Origin of the sequence: Cytophaga hutchinsonii ATCC 33406 (assembly GCF_000014145.1) — a bacterium.
Taxonomy (GTDB): Bacteria; Bacteroidota; Bacteroidia; order Cytophagales; family Cytophagaceae; genus Cytophaga; species Cytophaga hutchinsonii.
Genome location: NC_008255.1, coordinates 413,370 through 429,512, shown reverse-complemented (window position 1 = coordinate 429,512; position 16,143 = coordinate 413,370). Strand labels below are relative to the sequence as shown.

Genomic DNA, 16,143 nt, shown 5'->3' with positions numbered 1-16,143 from the left:
CATAAATTTACATCTTTATTGCAAAGAAAACTATTTGATGTAAGGGGAATGCAGGCAATTCAATCATTGGGATCCATTTTAAGACTATTCGCATATTTCACGTTAGCAGGAGTTACGACAACTTTTTTCTTAACTGTAATCGGCGATGCTCCGCTAACAACCTACTCAAGCGTTTCATCCCTGCAAAACACTCCGGGTCTGTTCCACACCATTGCCTACAGCGATATGCTTGGCAAATTAACCGGCTTTGTTGTTTTACCCATTCTATATCTGGTTCTTTCAAAACAAAAAAATGCAAACCCGTTCAGACAGGAAAAAGGAATTGCTTTTGAAGGTATTTCCATTGTTGCGGGAATTGCTGTGTTACTACTAAGTCTTCCTGCAATTAATGTTATTGCCGAATTAAATAAAAATATTTTCTTCCCGGAGCCGTTGAAATCGCTGCAGGAATTTATTGTTAAATCCGAAGAGCTGGCGGAAGCAACAATAGGACTATTTCTACATGTTCAAACGCTACCGGATATTCTCTTAAGTTTTCTGGCGCTGGCTGTAATGCCTGCCATTGGCGAAGAAATAATATTCAGAGGTTTTTTTCAACGGGAATTGATCCAGCAAACCAAAAATATTCACCTGTCAGTTTGGATTGCAGCATTCCTATTCAGCTTTATCCATTTTCAGTTTTTAGGTTTTTTCCCAAGAGTATTATTAGGCGCACTGCTGGGTTACATGTATGTATGGTCAGGTTCATTGCTTGTGCCTATCCTGATGCATTTTACCAATAATGCATTAACCTTATTCTTACTGATCATTTATAAACAGGGCCACACAACTTTCAACCCTGAATCAAGCGAGCAGATACCTTATGTATTTGTGCTTGTTTCATTCACCGCCTGTTTAGCCATTTTATATAATAGAAAAAAAGCATACGACAATCAGTTGTCTTCATACCCAACACATACACATGAGTAATTTACTACAACGTATCATTACAGGCGTTCTTGGTGCCGCATTTATGCTGACAGCTATCTGGTTTAGCTTTTACAGTTTTGCTGCCATCTTTTTTTTAGTTACTGTACTTAGCAGCTATGAATACCACCAACTGCTTACAAAAACAGGAATACCAAACAATGCAGGTGCCGGCATAGCGGGCAGCATTTTAGTATATGTGCTTTTTACAATGCAGGCATTGCATTTTAATATGAGCGCTATTCTGATTGCACTACCTTGTTTATTATTCATGGTTTACATGCTGATTGAACTTTTCTCCCAAAAAGATCAACCCATTACACGTGTAGCTTATACCATTGCCGGAATTTTATATATAGCAGTGCCATTTGGATTGCTTACGCTTATTCCGTGGAGCTATCCGTCTGGCGGATGTATACGATGGGAGCATGATGCACGTGCCTATCAGTTTGAAATTATATTCGCACTGTTGTTTTTAATCTGGGCAAATGATGTAGGCGCTTATTTTGTTGGAAAAACGATTGGAAAACATAAATTATTTGAACGTATTTCACCTAAAAAAACATGGGAAGGTTCCATCGGAGGTTTAGCAACAGCTATGCTTTTCTCCTATTTATTGTATTATTTCTACGGGATTTTCAGTATTCCTGTATGGATGGGATTATGTGTAATTGTTGTTATTTCAGGAAGTCTGGGAGATTTAGTAGAATCGATGATTAAAAGGACGCTTCAGGTGAAAGATTCAGGTACTTTATTGCCCGGGCACGGCGGTTTTTTAGACCGGTTTGACGCGCTGATTTTTGCAATTCCGTTTGTTTACACCTACTTAACACTTACGCAATAGTTATTTTAAAAAATCTTGATGAAACTGGTTTCCGGCATTCGTTCAGATTATATAGTTTTTATTATATTTGCAGTTGGTTTAAACTCTTAAAATTAACATGACCATACACAAAGAAGGATATAGATCTTTATTTTACGTTTCAGCTTTTTTATTCCTTTTGAATTTTCTTATCTATTATTTTTTCCCTGAAGCCTCTATTCTTCAAAAAACGGTTTTGGTGATTTCACTTTTAATTTTCCTGGTTGTATTGCAATTCTTCCGCAATCCAAGCAGAACAATTGAGATCAACGACAATCAGATCATTGCACCGGCCGATGGAAAAGTAGTCGTAATTGAAGAAGTAATTGAAACGGAATATTTCAATGAAAAAAGAAGACAGATTTCAATTTTCATGTCGCCATTCAACGTGCACAGCAATAGAAATGCGGTATCTGGAATTGTAAAATTCTTTAAATATCACCCTGGAAAGTTTTTAGTTGCATGGCACCCGAAATCAAGTACAGAAAATGAACGTACCACAACGGTTGTTCAGACAAAAAACAACGAACAGATTTTAATGCGCCAGATTGCAGGAGCATTGGCCCGCAGAATTGTTTGGTACATTGACGAAAATTCAAAGGTTACACAAGGCGAAGAATTCGGTTTCATAAAATTCGGTTCACGTGTAGATCTATTCATTCCGCTTGATGCAAAAGTAAAAGTATCGCTAAATCAAACAACGGTTGGAGGTAAAACTGTAATAGCTGAATTTTATTCATAAACAAGCGTTTTAACCTTTATTCGAAAAAAGAAAAAAATATTTCGAAAGACACTATAAAATTTCTTTTTCGATTTATAGATTTGAGAAAAATTAAGAATCGCAGCACATATGAAAACAACTCTAGATGCTCTACAAACTGACACTTCAATTGAAGAAAAAATTTCTTTAGCGAAATTATTATCAGGCATTGAAGGTATTGCATTAAATGACGTATTGGCCAAAGCTAAAGGCTCAATCAAAGATGAAGACCTTGACGATGAAGAGGAGGACGAAGAAGAGGATGAGGATGATTTTGATAGTGACTTTGATGATGACGATTTCAATGAGGATGAAATTGAGGACTGGGATAAAATAGAAGAAATCGATCCTGATGATCTGGAAGAAGCAGAAGAAGAAGAAGATTTCGAAGATGATGATCTTGATGTAGATGCTGATGACGATGGTGGTTGGGATGATAATTTCTAATCAAATATCTTAACATATGATAAGTATAAAAATGTCGGGTTGAATCCTGACATTTTTTTTTTATACTTGTACTATTATTAATTCTTCAACCAGCAGAAAAAGAAAGAATAATGATTGAATCAACCATAATATCCCAACTTGAAGAAGCTTCGGCTGTATTAAGCAATTTTATTGAACAGGAGAAAAAACAGAACAGTATTGCCAAAGCTGCCGATGTTATTACTTCAAGTTTAAAACAAGGTGGCAAAATTATTTCTTGTGGAAATGGTGGTTCTTCCTGTGATGCCATGCACTTTGCAGAGGAGTTGACCGGGCGGTACAGAGAAAACAGAAAAGCAATTCCGGCTATTTCAATCAGCGATCCAAGCCATATGTCTTGCGTTGCGAATGACTACGGCTATAAATTCGTTTTTTCACGTTATCTGGAAGCCTTAGGTAATAAGGGAGATGTGTTGCTTGCCATCAGCACATCCGGCAATTCCGAAAATGTACTGGAAGCCGTTAAAGAAGCGAAAAACAAAGGTATGTTTGTCGTTGCGTTAACAGGAAAAGATGGGGGTAAACTTTTACCACTTGCGGATGTTTGCATAAATGTTCCGCATGTAGGTTATGCCGATCGTATACAGGAAGTTCATATTAAAATCATTCACACTTTAATTCTGCTGATTGAGCAATCTTTGCTTTAACAATCAGCTATGCTCGCAAAAACTTTTGGTAGCGCCGTACACGGCGTGAATGCTTTTACTGTTACCATTGAAACTGTCGTAAATCAAGGTAAAAATTTTTACATGGTTGGCCTGCCGGATAGTGCCATCAAAGAAAGTGAACAGCGTGTTGACGCTGCACTTAAAAACTTCGGATATTTTATGCCCAGGCAAAAAGTTGTGGTTAACCTTGCTCCTGCTGATATTAAGAAAGAGGGGTCAGCCTATGACCTGCCTATCGCTTTAGGCATTTTGGCTGCATCAGATCAAATAGACGGCGATCGGCTAAGCGAATACATGATTATGGGAGAACTTTCCCTGGACGGCGATATTAAACCCATTAAAGGCGTGTTGCCAATCGCTATTGAAGCACGCAAACAAGGCTTCAAAGGATTTATTCTCCCGAAAGAAAATGAGCAGGAAGCCGCTATCGTCAACAACCTGGATGTTATCGGTGTTTCCAATATTATGGAAGCGATAGATTTTTTTGAGAACCGGCTTCATATTGAACCGTTAACCATTGATACCCGAAGCCAGTTCTTTCAGCAGGTTGCCATTTATGAAGCTGATTTTGCACATGTTCAAGGACAGGAAAATATCAAACGTGCGTTAGAAATCGCAGCTGCCGGCGGGCATAATGTAATTATGATCGGTCCTCCCGGCGCAGGTAAAACAATGTTAGCGAAACGGCTCTCTTCGATCCTTCCTCCTCTTTCCCTCCACGAAGCATTAGAAACTACCAAAATACATTCGGTAGCAGGAAAGCTTGGTTCCAAGACGTCTTTAATTACCCGTCGCCCGTTTCGGGCGCCGCACCATACCATCAGCGACGTAGCGCTTGTAGGCGGTGGCAGCTATCCGCAGCCCGGGGAAATTTCGCTAGCGCACAATGGCGTGTTATTTCTGGATGAACTTCCGGAATTCAAACGCACGGTGCTTGAAGTCATGCGCCAGCCGCTGGAAGAGCGCACCGTAACCATTAGCCGTGCCAAAATTGCCATCGACTTCCCCGCTAATTTTATGCTCATTGCGAGTATGAATCCCTGCCCCTGCGGCTATTACAACCATCCGGAAAAGGAATGTGTATGCGCGCCCGGAGTGGTACAGCGGTATTTAAATAAAGTAAGCGGACCGCTGTTAGACCGTATTGATCTCCATGTTGAAGTTACGCCTGTAAAATTTGATGAAATGGTCGCAAATACACGAACGGAAACCAGTGAACAAATAAGAGAACGTGTAATACGTGCACGCGAAGTACAAAGCAAACGGTTTGAAAAATTTGACAATGTACATTGTAATGCCATGATGCCTTCTCAAATGGTCAAGGATATTTGTGTTGTAGGAACAGCCGGCAACACACTGCTTAAAACAGCTATGGAACGTTTAGGTTTATCAGCCCGCGCCTACGACCGCATTTTAAAAGTATCCAGAACGATCGCTGATCTGCAAAATTCCGACGAAATATTAACCGAGCACTTAGCAGAAGCCATTCAATACAGAAGCCTGGACCGTGAAAACTGGGCGGGATGATACGTTGCCAGTTACCAGGTTCTGTGTATTAGACAATAAAAAACCGTAGAGAAATATCACTACAAACGTTTTTTATGCTTATTGGCTTTTAATTTTATTAAGCTAATACTCTTATCATTCTTTTTCTGGTACCCAGAACCTGGTAACGTAACCTACTCTTTAATCAGTTTCTTAAGTTCTATATTTCCATCCTGTTCAATCCGCACCAGGTATATACCTTGAGGTAACTCTGCTCCAACAACAGCTTCGTTTTCAAACGTCTTATTGAAAACTGCTGTGCCGGCTCCATTATAAATAACAACGTTGAATGCATTACCAGGCAACTGAATATGGCAGTCAACTGCTGTAGGATTCGGATACATTTTTATAGTTGAAGCAAATGCAGCTACAGCAGAAGTAGTTGTACACTGTGAAATGTTTGTTTTAGGTGTAATATCTGAAGTTCCACCTGCACATTGGTTACACACATCCAGTGCAGCAGTGCCGTTTGGCACACCCATACAATCCAGGCAGCTGGCTTCTGTTTTGTTACAGCCGCAATTGCCCGCAGCGGTTTTATTTGCATCATTCGGGCAGGCATCACCGGCTGTTGCCACATAGTTTGCAGGTTTTGCGCAAGCAGTTTTTGTAACCGCCGGATCTCCTGCACCATCTCCATCTGTATCTGCATACCAGATAGAAGGCGATGTTACCACAACATCTGTACCAGGCGATGTATCCTTGCAGCCTGCTCCACTTGTTACTTCTACCGTGTAAGAACCGCCGGAAGTTGCTGTATAGGAAGAAGACGTACTTCCGGCAACCGCCACGCCACCAATCTTCCATTGATACGTATATCCGGCACCTGTTGATGCATTTAATTTCACATTTTCTCCCTGGCAGAAGGTGGTAGCTGAAGCAGGTGTTATAAGAACTGCTGGCATAGCGGAAGTAACGGCTAACGGCGCTGAAGTTGTTGTACACGCACCTGTTGCGGTAACCGTTACTGTATAAGAGCCTGCGGTTGTTGCTGTATATGCAGAACTTGTTGATCCCGTAATCAGGTTTGTACCGTTATACCATTTGTATGTATACCCTTTTGCAGTATTTGCTTTTAATAAAACACTTCCGCCTGTACAGATGGCAGCAGGGCCGGCAGCCGTTAACTGAGCCGTATTCGTAGCGGTTGTTACTTCATCGAGCGTCAGCACCTTTGCGTGATTGTATACTAAATTTAACTGAGCACTTGAATTTTGTTGCGTAACCAAATCACTCCACGACATAACGTACGCCCATTTGGCATCACTGCTAAAACACAGATCCGGATCCGGTATGGGTCCGTTCTCTGTCATCGCCAGAATTTTTTGTCCATTTACGATTGTATACAACTGATCAAAAATTAATTTCTGCGTTCCGTAATTATATGCACCCGGATACGAATCATATCCCAACATATCCACCTTACTATTGCCCGGATACCAGTTGGCTTCTGGTGTGGACCATTGCCAGATCAGATTATGAATGTTGTGATAATTAACAATGCGGTTGTAAACCATATCATATAAGGCTAATGCTGCAGCCGGTCCTTTGGCTCCCCACCAGAACCATGCACCTCCGGCTTCGTGCAAAGGACGCCATAATACGGGTACACCTGCCGCCTGCAGGCGCTTCAGTTGTGTTGCAATGGAATCAATATCACGTATTACTGCCGTATATTCAGGGGTTCCCTGCGTAACTGCTTTGGTTACATCAAAAGCTGTTGAATTCGTGTAAAACGTGTTCGTACCTGCTTGCCCTCCGGATGGAGAGTGCCAGTGCCAATGAAAGGCAACCATTCCCTTCTGGCAAGTACTGTTATACCAATCAATGGCAGCCTGCGTGGTACCGTCATCTTCCCAGCCAAATGTATGGCTTGCCGTTGCGTTATTCCATAAATACGAATACCCTACTGTATAATGCTGAAAATCGTATGCTCTTATTACCGGCTTTTTGGCAGCATTTGGAGATACCGTATTGTAATAATCTGACGTCTGTCCGGAAATGATCCGGGTGCCATATCCGGCTTTGATATAGTTATATAAAGCCTTTGCTTCGGGTGTTGCATTCGCATCAATTAAGTTGGGGGCTACCGTTGAATAATCATGAAGCGGAACCGTAAACAAACTGATTTTATCAAAATCTGTATATCCCCAATTCTTATAAATGCCTATTGTGTTTGCACCTGCATTTAATGTTAAACTTCCAGCTGTTAAATCTGTATATCCGGTTGTTTCAGGGAAATGTAAAGAGGAAACGAATACACCATTAACGTATATATCCTGATCTTTTGGGCCATATGGACCATTGTATCGAATCACCAATTGGTAATTGCCTGCACTCGGTACGGTAACGGGGATAGTTAATTTATCCGCGGCAGAAGTCATGTTCGTTATATACCCTGTACCCGAATATCCTGCATTTGCAGTTGCTATGGTAAGTCCGCCGGCTCGTGTACCACTTTCTGCTTCAACGGTCGTTACCAACGTCTGAGCAAGCGAGAATCGGTTATGGAATAACATCATGCAGCTTGCCGCAATCAGGAAAATATTTTTATAGATTTTTGGAGGTAAAACTACAAGCATAGATTTTCAGATTATTTATATTACTAATATAATATAAAATTGAACATTGCCAACAATGTTTTATACAATCATTTGAATAACTGACAATTATACTTAAATACGCTTAAACAAAGCTCATTGGTACGTAAGATTTTATTATTGCTCAAAAAACATCCTAATTTCTTCTATAAGTAAGTTTTTTGGCACGATTCTTAACATATTCGTGTTATTATCGTATATTTGAAAAGAGCTATGAAAAAGTTTACGTTAGTTTTTATGTTATTAATGGGTATCGGTTTTGCCTCTTTGGCACAATCTGATACAGCTACGACCTTTCATATTTCTCCTAATCCGGTTGAGAACGATGTAACACTTCGTATCAACTATACAAATAAGGATATTAAAGGTGTTCGTATTTACGATTTGATCGGTAAAGAAGTAGCCTATATCGATTTGACTGGAAAAACAGGTTACACAACAGTTACTATAGATATCAGCTCCCTTCGTGCCGGTATTTATTTCTGCAACCTGTACAGCGATAAAGGAATTGTTGAATCCAGAAAAATGATTAAAAATAAGTAAGCAATTACAGTTTTCCAGATATTAAAAAAGCTTGTTGAAATCAACAAGCTTTTTTTTGCTTTCATTCTTTCCTTTTTTAAATTATCTGGGAAAATAATTCCGGGTAAAGTTATATGTATTCAATCCGAATAATTTTTCAAGACATATATCGATCGTATACGGTTCAAAAAAAGTTTCGGCTTCTTTACTTAAATGCTTCTTAAGCAAATCATGAAATTGCTCAAAACAAATCGCTGACGGACATTCGTCTATGGGGTCTATAAAACCATCAAAGTCTGATGCAATTGCTACACTATCCCAGATAGAGTTATTAATTTCTTCAGAAACAAACCCGTGCTGTTTCGCTTCCGAAATAATATACTGCAAATTGCGCGCAAAATCTTCTGTACCAGATTTTCCACCGGGGTTACCAAGAATCCGTTGATCCAATGATAATGCGATTATACCGCCGGATTGCACAATAACTTTAATGTCTTCCAGGCACATGTTTATTCCCCAACTGGTGAAGTTAAATTTTGTCACATCCTGTTTAATAACATCTTTAATTAAACAGTTTAAGTCTTGTTCTTTTAGCGTTTCGAGTGTTTCATATCCCGGACCAACAACACCTGCATGCGTAGCTACTACAGGAATTTTATTTTCAGGATGCTTCGTATTATGCGGGATGATGTAATCCCTGTAATATATTGCACGTGCAGCAGGGCTCATATGTTTTACATCAATTAAAATCCGGTTACCCTGAAAACCTTCTTCAATCAAAATATCATTCCCATTTTTTACACACTTAATATTTAAACAACATTCAATTACTTGCCTGCCGGTTTTTGAAATAGCATCCTCTTCAAACATACCTTCAGATTGATCCATCAGTAACCGTAATTTATCCGGCAAGCTGCGTGCATGGCAGGCAAGGTAATTATTAAAATGATGTGAAAGATTAAGTATAAAAATTGGATTGTGCAGATACGTACCTGTTGCCTGATCCATCCATTCTTTCAGTGCATGTATATTGTTTAAATCTTTTTTTTCAGCATCAGTTTCTGATATTTTTCTTCCCCAGTTTTTTAATTCCAGAAGACGTTTATGAATAGCAGGCCATGATAATAATTTATCTGAACTATCTGTACTGAATACGTGCCCCCCTTCTATAGTTAATACTACAGCAATGCAGTTATTTGTTTTTTCAATATCAGAAATCAATGTTTCCAGGTGCTCCTTTGATTGTACAATTTCATACCGGTGATTTAATTGAAATGCATGAATCTGATGTGTTGTATTTGCATGCCTATCTGAATTGCAGGTATCTGAAAAATACTTAAATGTTTGTTCCTGCTGTACACCATCATGGGCCGCTAAAAAATAATATTCTGCTTTTGTTTCTTCCCAATAATTAAAAGGTTCAGAAGTTTTACCTTGAAAAAACCGGATACGTTTAGCTGGATAGCGCATCTGCAATGATTGAACCAACGCGCGGAGTGTGTTATTTTCTGAAAGAAATGAAAACGGTTTTAATAGTGCGTGGAGCAATTGCCCAAAACCTGTTGATACCTTTCCTGTTACAAAACCTTTTTCAAGTGGATATAACGATGCAAATACCAGGCGTACATTTCCTGCAGCCAGTCTGTTAAAGTCTGCTTGAGAAAAATGGCCCGGACGTTTTCCTTTTAATTGTTTCGACCAATTTTCAATGGATCCATCTGCATCCGGCAATACCCAAGGCGACCATTGTTTGGGTAAATTTTGAGATGCTTTTGTTATTGCTGAAGGATTATTCCTAAAATAATTAAACGACCGGCCTTGCGGATGGCAGTGCATATCTGCATAAAAAGATGATTTCATATTCTTAGTGAGTACCTCTGTTTACCAACAAACGCCTGCACAAAAAAAATGTTTAAAATATAAAAAGAATTTAACAAATGTTTAAGATTGATCTATCTTATGATAAAAATATAAAACATCAGTCTTAAATATCATTCTGTTTTCTTTTTCTTTTTATTAAAGGCAAAATCTCTTGAAATAGTAAAACCTATTTTAAATTCTCCTTTACCCCATGAAGAACGGGTATTTGCGATATAATTGTTTTCTATAATACCTGCATTATTTGTAACAAACATCTGAAAGACATGTCCGCCTGTTTCAATTTCTACTCCAACACCCATAGGTGCATAAAAAGAATTTGTCGTTGTTAAGTAATCAGAAAATGTATAATAATAATCTGCAATGATTGCGAAACGTTTTGTCAATTTAAGTCTGCCACCTACACCTAATGAAAATACGTCGTTGTGGTCATTGGGATTGGCTGCGTAATTGCGGTGTAAAAATAAAGGCATCACTTGAAGCGTAAACCGTTCGTTGAATTTACGTGCAATCAACAATTCGTATACATACGACATTCTGTTTTCAAATTTAGCGTATGCACTTGCATTCTCTTGTGGTGTAAGCACCATATCAGCAAACAGTGTTACCGAAACAGGCATGCTGTTATCCTGCGTTTGCTGCAGCAATCTGTACTTTAAGAAAAAATCTAAATTCTCTGCTACTTTGCTTCTTCCAAAACCTGCTGTTAAGCGGTCCGTTATTCCATATTCAAAACCAAACCGTATATCCGATGCATTATCAAAACCATACAACGTATGTACACCTCCGCTGTTACCTGCAACATCGCCAAAATGGTGTGTGATTCTAAAATCGAGAATTCCTTTTCGTACCGTTTCAATAGAATGCGCATTTACAATCCGTGTAGCTTTGAAACTTGCAATTACTTTGGCAGGTTTTGCATCTGCTATTAAAAAACTATCGAGATCGGATTGTGCAAAAACACCCAGCTGCATCAACAGAAATAAGCAACCAGAAAACAAATAGTTATTTTTTAACATAAGGAATACAATCAGCTTGAACACGTACTTTAATATCCTGTGCAATATTGGAAATTTTATCATTCGGAATATCGATCTTATGCGCAGCAGCAGGCACAATGAATGTTGAAGAGAGATTCACACCTGTGGCCGTAACAGTTAGTGTGCCGGCAATTGTACGATCAATGGTAACACCATGTATGGTTAGCGCGCCCTTTACAGAAACCGGATATACACCGGATACTTTATAATTGATTGAATCCGTTATAACACCTTTAAATTGTGCTGTTGGATATTTTTCACTTTCCATATACGTTTCATTAAAATGTTCCTGCATAAGGCCATTCTTAAATACAAACGTGGAGATCAATACTTTGAAATAAATTTCTTTTGTGCTTGTATTAACTACAACTCCAGTACTTTTAGATGTAGCTTCAATATCTTCCATTCTGGCCGTCGAATAAAAAGAAATGACGCCTTTTTGTGTTGTAAACACCTGTGCTTTTACCTGTGTGGTGTAAACAAGAAGGAAAACAAGCAGTATACTGATCTGTATTTTTTTCATGACTACATTTTAATTTTCCGGTGCTCCAATTAATATCCAATCCTGGATTACCTGAATCAAAGAATCTGAAAGTGGTGTCTGTTTATACGGCATACCCGGAGATTCAATGTATTTCAAACGGGCAACAAGTATGGTGTAAGCTGTATTTGCCGTACTGGGTTTTAATTCTTTTTTCAATTCATTAAAATCATTGAAGAATGCATAACCCGACCTATCGGGATGAGTAGATGTGTCTGTGTGGCAGGAATAACAGTGCTTAATTAATATGGGTTTTACATCTACGCTGTAGCGTACATCCCGGTTTGAAGGTACGGGCTCTTCCCCGGAATGATACGCGCAATTGTTAAAAAGCGCACCGGCAGCACACAAAATAATAACCGAATAAACGTGCATAGACGTGCGCATGTTCTTTTTGTTTAAAAGTAAACAACTTACTTCGAAAAATAAAATTGCCTGTATGTTTAAATCAATAACATTTCAGCTATGCCTATAAAACAATACAGGCATATATCCCCGGGAGATATATACCTGTATTGTTTTATGGAAAATATTTACGTTGTGGTCTATACCACCCTTTATATTGTGCCTAAAATATGGATCATTTCGAGTGTTGGTGTTGGGCTGCCGCCTGCTTTTTCCAGGGTTACAGCAAAAGCCTGTGCGCTTTGGATGGTTTTTAATTTCTGCAAACTTCCTGCATCTGCCAGGTTAAATACACCCGCATCAATAGGTATGCCCTTATCCAATGCCCATAATTGGTATTGCATGCCCGCCGGTGGTACCGGAAGACTCTTAACATCAATGAATACTTCTTTTGTTTGCTTGTTCCAGAATACAAGCGCTGTTGAGGAAGGTGAGATTGGCAAACCTTTCAATGTAACCCGTGTAGTGGCAGTATCGGTAACAAAAGCAAAATAATGTGTCTTTTCTGCAATGACCTGTTTGTTTGAATCAATCATAAAATTTGCGTTTTGAGCAAATATTTGATTTTCTTCACGCAAAGAAATAAGCTGCCCCTCGGTATTTTTCCATTGACTCCAGAAATAAAATGAAGTTGCTGTAGAAAATATGGCTACCGTTACAGAAGCTGCTACCAGCCAATTAAACGAAGAGGCGGGCTTGTTTAGCGGAATGGTTTTTGGTTGTTGCTTTTCTGGAGCAGCCATTGTTTCTGCAGCTGCTCTTTTTTCAATTTCAGCGAATAAATTTTTCTTGAAATTTTCTGATGGTTTTACAGCATGTGCCTGCGCATAGCCTTCCATCGTTTGCTGTAACTGTTCTAGCTCTGCTGCAATTTCCGGATATGCAGCAACATTATACGCTACTTCGTCTGCTTCTTTTTGGTCTAAAGCACCTAGTATGTATAATTCTAAAACTCCTGACGATATGTATTCTTGTGTATTCAATGTGATTTAGAATAATTGTCTTAATGAGATCATGGCTGCACGTACGCGCGTTTTTACTGTACCCAGCGGCATTTGTAATTCTTCAGAAATTTCCGATTGGGAATATCCCTGAAAATACATCAGGTCGATTAACTTTTTCTGTTCAGCAGGAAGTTTTTCAACCATTTCTTTAATGCCGATAAATTCAGGCTTATTTGCACTTGCATAACGTTCATCTGATATAAATACGTTCTCCGATACATCATCGGTTTTCATCTTTGCTTTATATTCTTTTGAACGAAGCTTATCTAACGCAAGATTACGGGCAATATTCAACATCCACGTAAACAACCTCCCCTTGGCTGCATCGTAATCATTGATTTTATCCCAAACCTTCAAAAAACAATCGTTTAATAACTCTTCAGCAAAATCTTCTGAACGTACTATTTTTAGAATAATACCATTTATTGCACCTGAATAGTTATCATATAAATACTCAAACGCTTTAACATCTTTAGCGCACAGGCGCTCGACAAGTTCCTGTTCCGATATGTTTTTAGTTTTTCCTATAGCTGTATGTATTTTATACAGACAAGTTAATTCAAAATAGTTATTGTTTACCTGTTTTGCTGAAAAAATATTTTTTGAGTTTTAAATCCAAAGAGTTACCTGTTTCGTAAATAACAGCCCTTTCAATGTAATTCTTTATTAAAAAATGTTTCCCTAAAGGAAGATTAAAGACGTCATTCAAAACGCAATAAATTGCGTCTCTACGATACGGTCAGCGTACAATTTCTATCCAGCCTTTTTTACTGCAAGCGTTGTTGTACCTGGCTTCGTAATAATAAACGCCATTACTTAATTCATTACCGGGGCACCAGTTGTTATGATAGTTATTTTCAGAGAAAACACAGCTGCCCCAGGAATTATAAATGCTAAGCTGTATGGTTTCATGCTTATTGTTTGAGGTGGCAATCATACAATCATTCAGGTTGTCATTATTTGCCGTAATTAAATTAGTCATTTCAAGTAGGCTGTTTTTAAGATACAAACTATCCTTACCTGTACCGCAACTGTTCTGTACAACTATGTTGTATTTACCAGTTGCAGAAATCTGATTGGAAACGGTTTCTCCATTTTCGTTGTACCAATAATAGCTGTAGGTATCAGTGGAAGGAAGTTCAACAGGCTTTGATTCGCAGGTGTACAGCGTATCGTCTGCTAAACGTACCGCTGGATAATCCTCAATGGTAAATTGCTGCGTAGCGCTGTCCGGCAAACAGTATTTGTACGAAACCAGACTGGCGGTGTATGTACCGGGACTAAGCGTTATGTCAAATGTATCTGAATTAACACGCTGCCAGTTAGTATCTGATGTTTTTTTAATAAGCCAATACATGCTGTCTGCCGGAATGTTTGTATTTCCTTTTAATGTAACGGCTTGATTAAAACACGCAGGTGATGTGATTGTATTTGAAACGGAATGTGCAACAGGAAAAGCATCCGGCTTTTTATAATCGGGGTGATAGAAATTGTAGATGTAGTTATTGCGGGCAATGTACGTGTATTGAGGTTTATAATCCGGTTGTTCTGCTGCAGGAATTGGTAATGAATCTATTAAGTTGCCCGGCAAGAAAGGCTGATCAATATGGAGGATTTCACCCAAATAGCTTACATATTTAGCTCTTCCACTTTGTATCCGTGCTTTATATTTATAAATAAGGATGTTATTGTCTTTGCCGTAATCAGTGCCAGATAAGCTATTATCAAAAGGGATATTACTATAATATAGAGGCGTAGATATGCCCGTACTAAGTTCATATTGGTATATCCATACAAACGACAATAAATGACTATCATTACAATATAAATATTTTGAATCATGCGAAAACAAATGCGCATGTACCCCGCTGCGCACATTTATTGTCTGCATCAAACTGAAATTGAACTTTCCTGTCTGGTTATCAAAGGGAGCAACAAACAAATAATATGGAATAAAAGAAGGGTCTGGATTATCCGAAATTTTATTGCCGGGAAATGCACCAAAATCTCCTTTCGTAGCATATACAAGCTGATAACCCGTATATGCTGAAGGAGAGTACGGAATATACAAAGGGTTTTCTTTGTATTCAAAATCCGGAATGGTATTTACTACAGGTGCTTTAATTTCGCAAGAATTCACGCTGTAGTTTAAAATGTTATTGCTGCGGTATCCCAATACAGAAACCCAGGTATCAATATTATTTTGATGTTTAATTCCACTGATGGAAGGGGCTACCGAGTCTTTCAGAAAAATATTCTTACTTATTACGTTACCCCTACCCCCATTCCCATGCATATCAATGATATGATATTCCAGTTTACACAAATCCCAAAATTTAAAACATTTATTTGGATAATAGCAACTTGTTATATCATTAATTGGCCTATTGGTAACATAATCCCACATTTCTTCATGTGGCAATGTTTCAAACAGATAATAGTATCTACGATTACTTTCTTCAATCGGAACAATCAGGCTTGTTGCATACAGTGAACTGAAATTATATTGGTGTAATGTCCCATTTCTCATTACCTGCCCATTTGGTTCATAAATATTGGCACCGTCATAATAAAAAAGCACATTACCTAATGTATCACAAATAGAATTTGCATATGGTGTTTGTAAATTTCCTCTATAGTTTGGATTATATGGATCATACAAATTTGAATTTTCTGTAACAATCAGTGGTGTATTATTAGTAAATTTCAATTTGTATTTAAAGCCTAATATACGCTCATCGGTTTCGTGCTGGGCGAAAAGATTAGCGCTAACGATAAAGAATGATATAATGATTGATATAATTTTCATAATGCATAAAGGCAGTATGTGTACTTATACAAGATAAGCATACATACTGCCTTATAG

General features: G+C 38.4%; 15 protein-coding genes. 7 read left to right on the top strand and 8 right to left on the bottom strand.

Annotated elements, in window-relative coordinates:
• Positions 1-48: 48 nt before the first annotated feature.
• The 6 genes from CHU_RS01820 to CHU_RS01795 all read left to right on the top strand — a co-directional run bounded on the left by CHU_RS01820 (position 49) and on the right by CHU_RS01795 (position 5,269).
• The gene (locus CHU_RS01820) at positions 49-969 is read left to right on the top strand and encodes a CPBP family intramembrane glutamic endopeptidase (protein WP_011583765.1); all 921 of its coding nucleotides are present in this window, start codon (positions 49-51) and stop codon (positions 967-969) included.
• Positions 962-1,810 carry a phosphatidate cytidylyltransferase gene (locus tag CHU_RS01815; RefSeq protein WP_011583764.1) on the top strand — a complete coding sequence of 283 codons (849 nt, stop codon included), beginning with the start codon at positions 962-964 and terminating at the stop codon, positions 1,808-1,810. Before CHU_RS01820 ends, CHU_RS01815 begins: the two co-directional genes overlap by 8 nt.
• Positions 1,811-1,907: 97 nt before the next feature.
• Positions 1,908-2,570 (top strand): phosphatidylserine decarboxylase family protein, encoded by a 663-nt coding sequence (locus CHU_RS01810; RefSeq protein WP_011583763.1) that lies wholly within the window; start codon positions 1,908-1,910, stop codon positions 2,568-2,570.
• Positions 2,571-2,678: 108 nt separating this feature from the next.
• The gene (locus CHU_RS19505; protein ID WP_011583762.1) at positions 2,679-3,035 is read left to right on the top strand and encodes a hypothetical protein; all 357 of its coding nucleotides are present in this window, start codon (positions 2,679-2,681) and stop codon (positions 3,033-3,035) included.
• 110 nt (positions 3,036-3,145) lie between these two features.
• A complete protein-coding gene (gene lpcA, locus CHU_RS01800) occupies positions 3,146-3,721 on the top strand; it encodes a D-sedoheptulose 7-phosphate isomerase (protein WP_011583761.1) in 576 nt (191 codons plus the stop codon).
• 9 nt (positions 3,722-3,730) lie between these two features.
• A complete protein-coding gene (locus tag CHU_RS01795; RefSeq protein ID WP_011583760.1) occupies positions 3,731-5,269 on the top strand; it encodes a YifB family Mg chelatase-like AAA ATPase in 1,539 nt (512 codons plus the stop codon).
• 152 nt (positions 5,270-5,421) lie between these two features.
• Here the strand turns inward: CHU_RS01795 and CHU_RS18725 are convergent, their stop codons facing one another.
• A complete protein-coding gene (locus tag CHU_RS18725) occupies positions 5,422-7,869 on the bottom strand; it encodes a glycosyl hydrolase (RefSeq protein WP_011583759.1) in 2,448 nt (815 codons plus the stop codon).
• A 231-nt stretch (positions 7,870-8,100) separates the two neighbouring features.
• On the opposite strand from CHU_RS18725, the gene CHU_RS01785 reads away from it, so the two are divergent.
• On the top strand, positions 8,101-8,430 hold the full coding sequence (locus CHU_RS01785) for a T9SS type A sorting domain-containing protein (protein WP_011583758.1): 330 nt from the start codon (positions 8,101-8,103) through the stop codon (positions 8,428-8,430).
• Positions 8,431-8,511: 81 nt separating this feature from the next.
• On the opposite strand, the gene CHU_RS01780 is transcribed toward CHU_RS01785, so the two are convergent.
• The 7 genes from CHU_RS01780 to CHU_RS01750 all read right to left on the bottom strand — a co-directional run bounded on the left by CHU_RS01780 (position 8,512) and on the right by CHU_RS01750 (position 16,086).
• The gene (locus CHU_RS01780) at positions 8,512-10,269 is read right to left on the bottom strand and encodes a hypothetical protein (RefSeq protein ID WP_011583757.1); all 1,758 of its coding nucleotides are present in this window, start codon (positions 10,267-10,269) and stop codon (positions 8,512-8,514) included.
• A gap of 131 nt (positions 10,270-10,400) precedes the next feature.
• Positions 10,401-11,306, bottom strand: a complete 906-nt coding sequence (locus tag CHU_RS01775) for a DUF5777 family beta-barrel protein (protein WP_072355950.1) — start codon at positions 11,304-11,306, stop codon at positions 10,401-10,403.
• Positions 11,293-11,850 (bottom strand): YceI family protein, encoded by a 558-nt coding sequence (locus CHU_RS01770; protein WP_011583755.1) that lies wholly within the window; start codon positions 11,848-11,850, stop codon positions 11,293-11,295. Before CHU_RS01770 ends, CHU_RS01775 begins: the two co-directional genes overlap by 14 nt.
• A gap of 9 nt (positions 11,851-11,859) precedes the next feature.
• Positions 11,860-12,255, bottom strand: coding sequence for a hypothetical protein (locus CHU_RS01765; RefSeq protein WP_011583754.1), 396 nt, complete (start codon positions 12,253-12,255; stop codon positions 11,860-11,862).
• Positions 12,256-12,425: 170 nt separating this feature from the next.
• Positions 12,426-13,256, bottom strand: a complete 831-nt coding sequence (locus CHU_RS01760; protein ID WP_011583753.1) for an anti-sigma factor — start codon at positions 13,254-13,256, stop codon at positions 12,426-12,428.
• Positions 13,257-13,262: 6 nt separating this feature from the next.
• Positions 13,263-13,760: an RNA polymerase sigma factor gene (locus tag CHU_RS01755; protein WP_081428642.1), complete on the bottom strand. Its 498-nt coding sequence runs from the start codon at positions 13,758-13,760 to the stop codon at positions 13,263-13,265.
• A gap of 256 nt (positions 13,761-14,016) precedes the next feature.
• The gene (locus tag CHU_RS01750) at positions 14,017-16,086 is read right to left on the bottom strand and encodes a gliding motility-associated C-terminal domain-containing protein (protein ID WP_011583751.1); all 2,070 of its coding nucleotides are present in this window, start codon (positions 16,084-16,086) and stop codon (positions 14,017-14,019) included.
• Positions 16,087-16,143 lie beyond the last annotated feature (57 nt).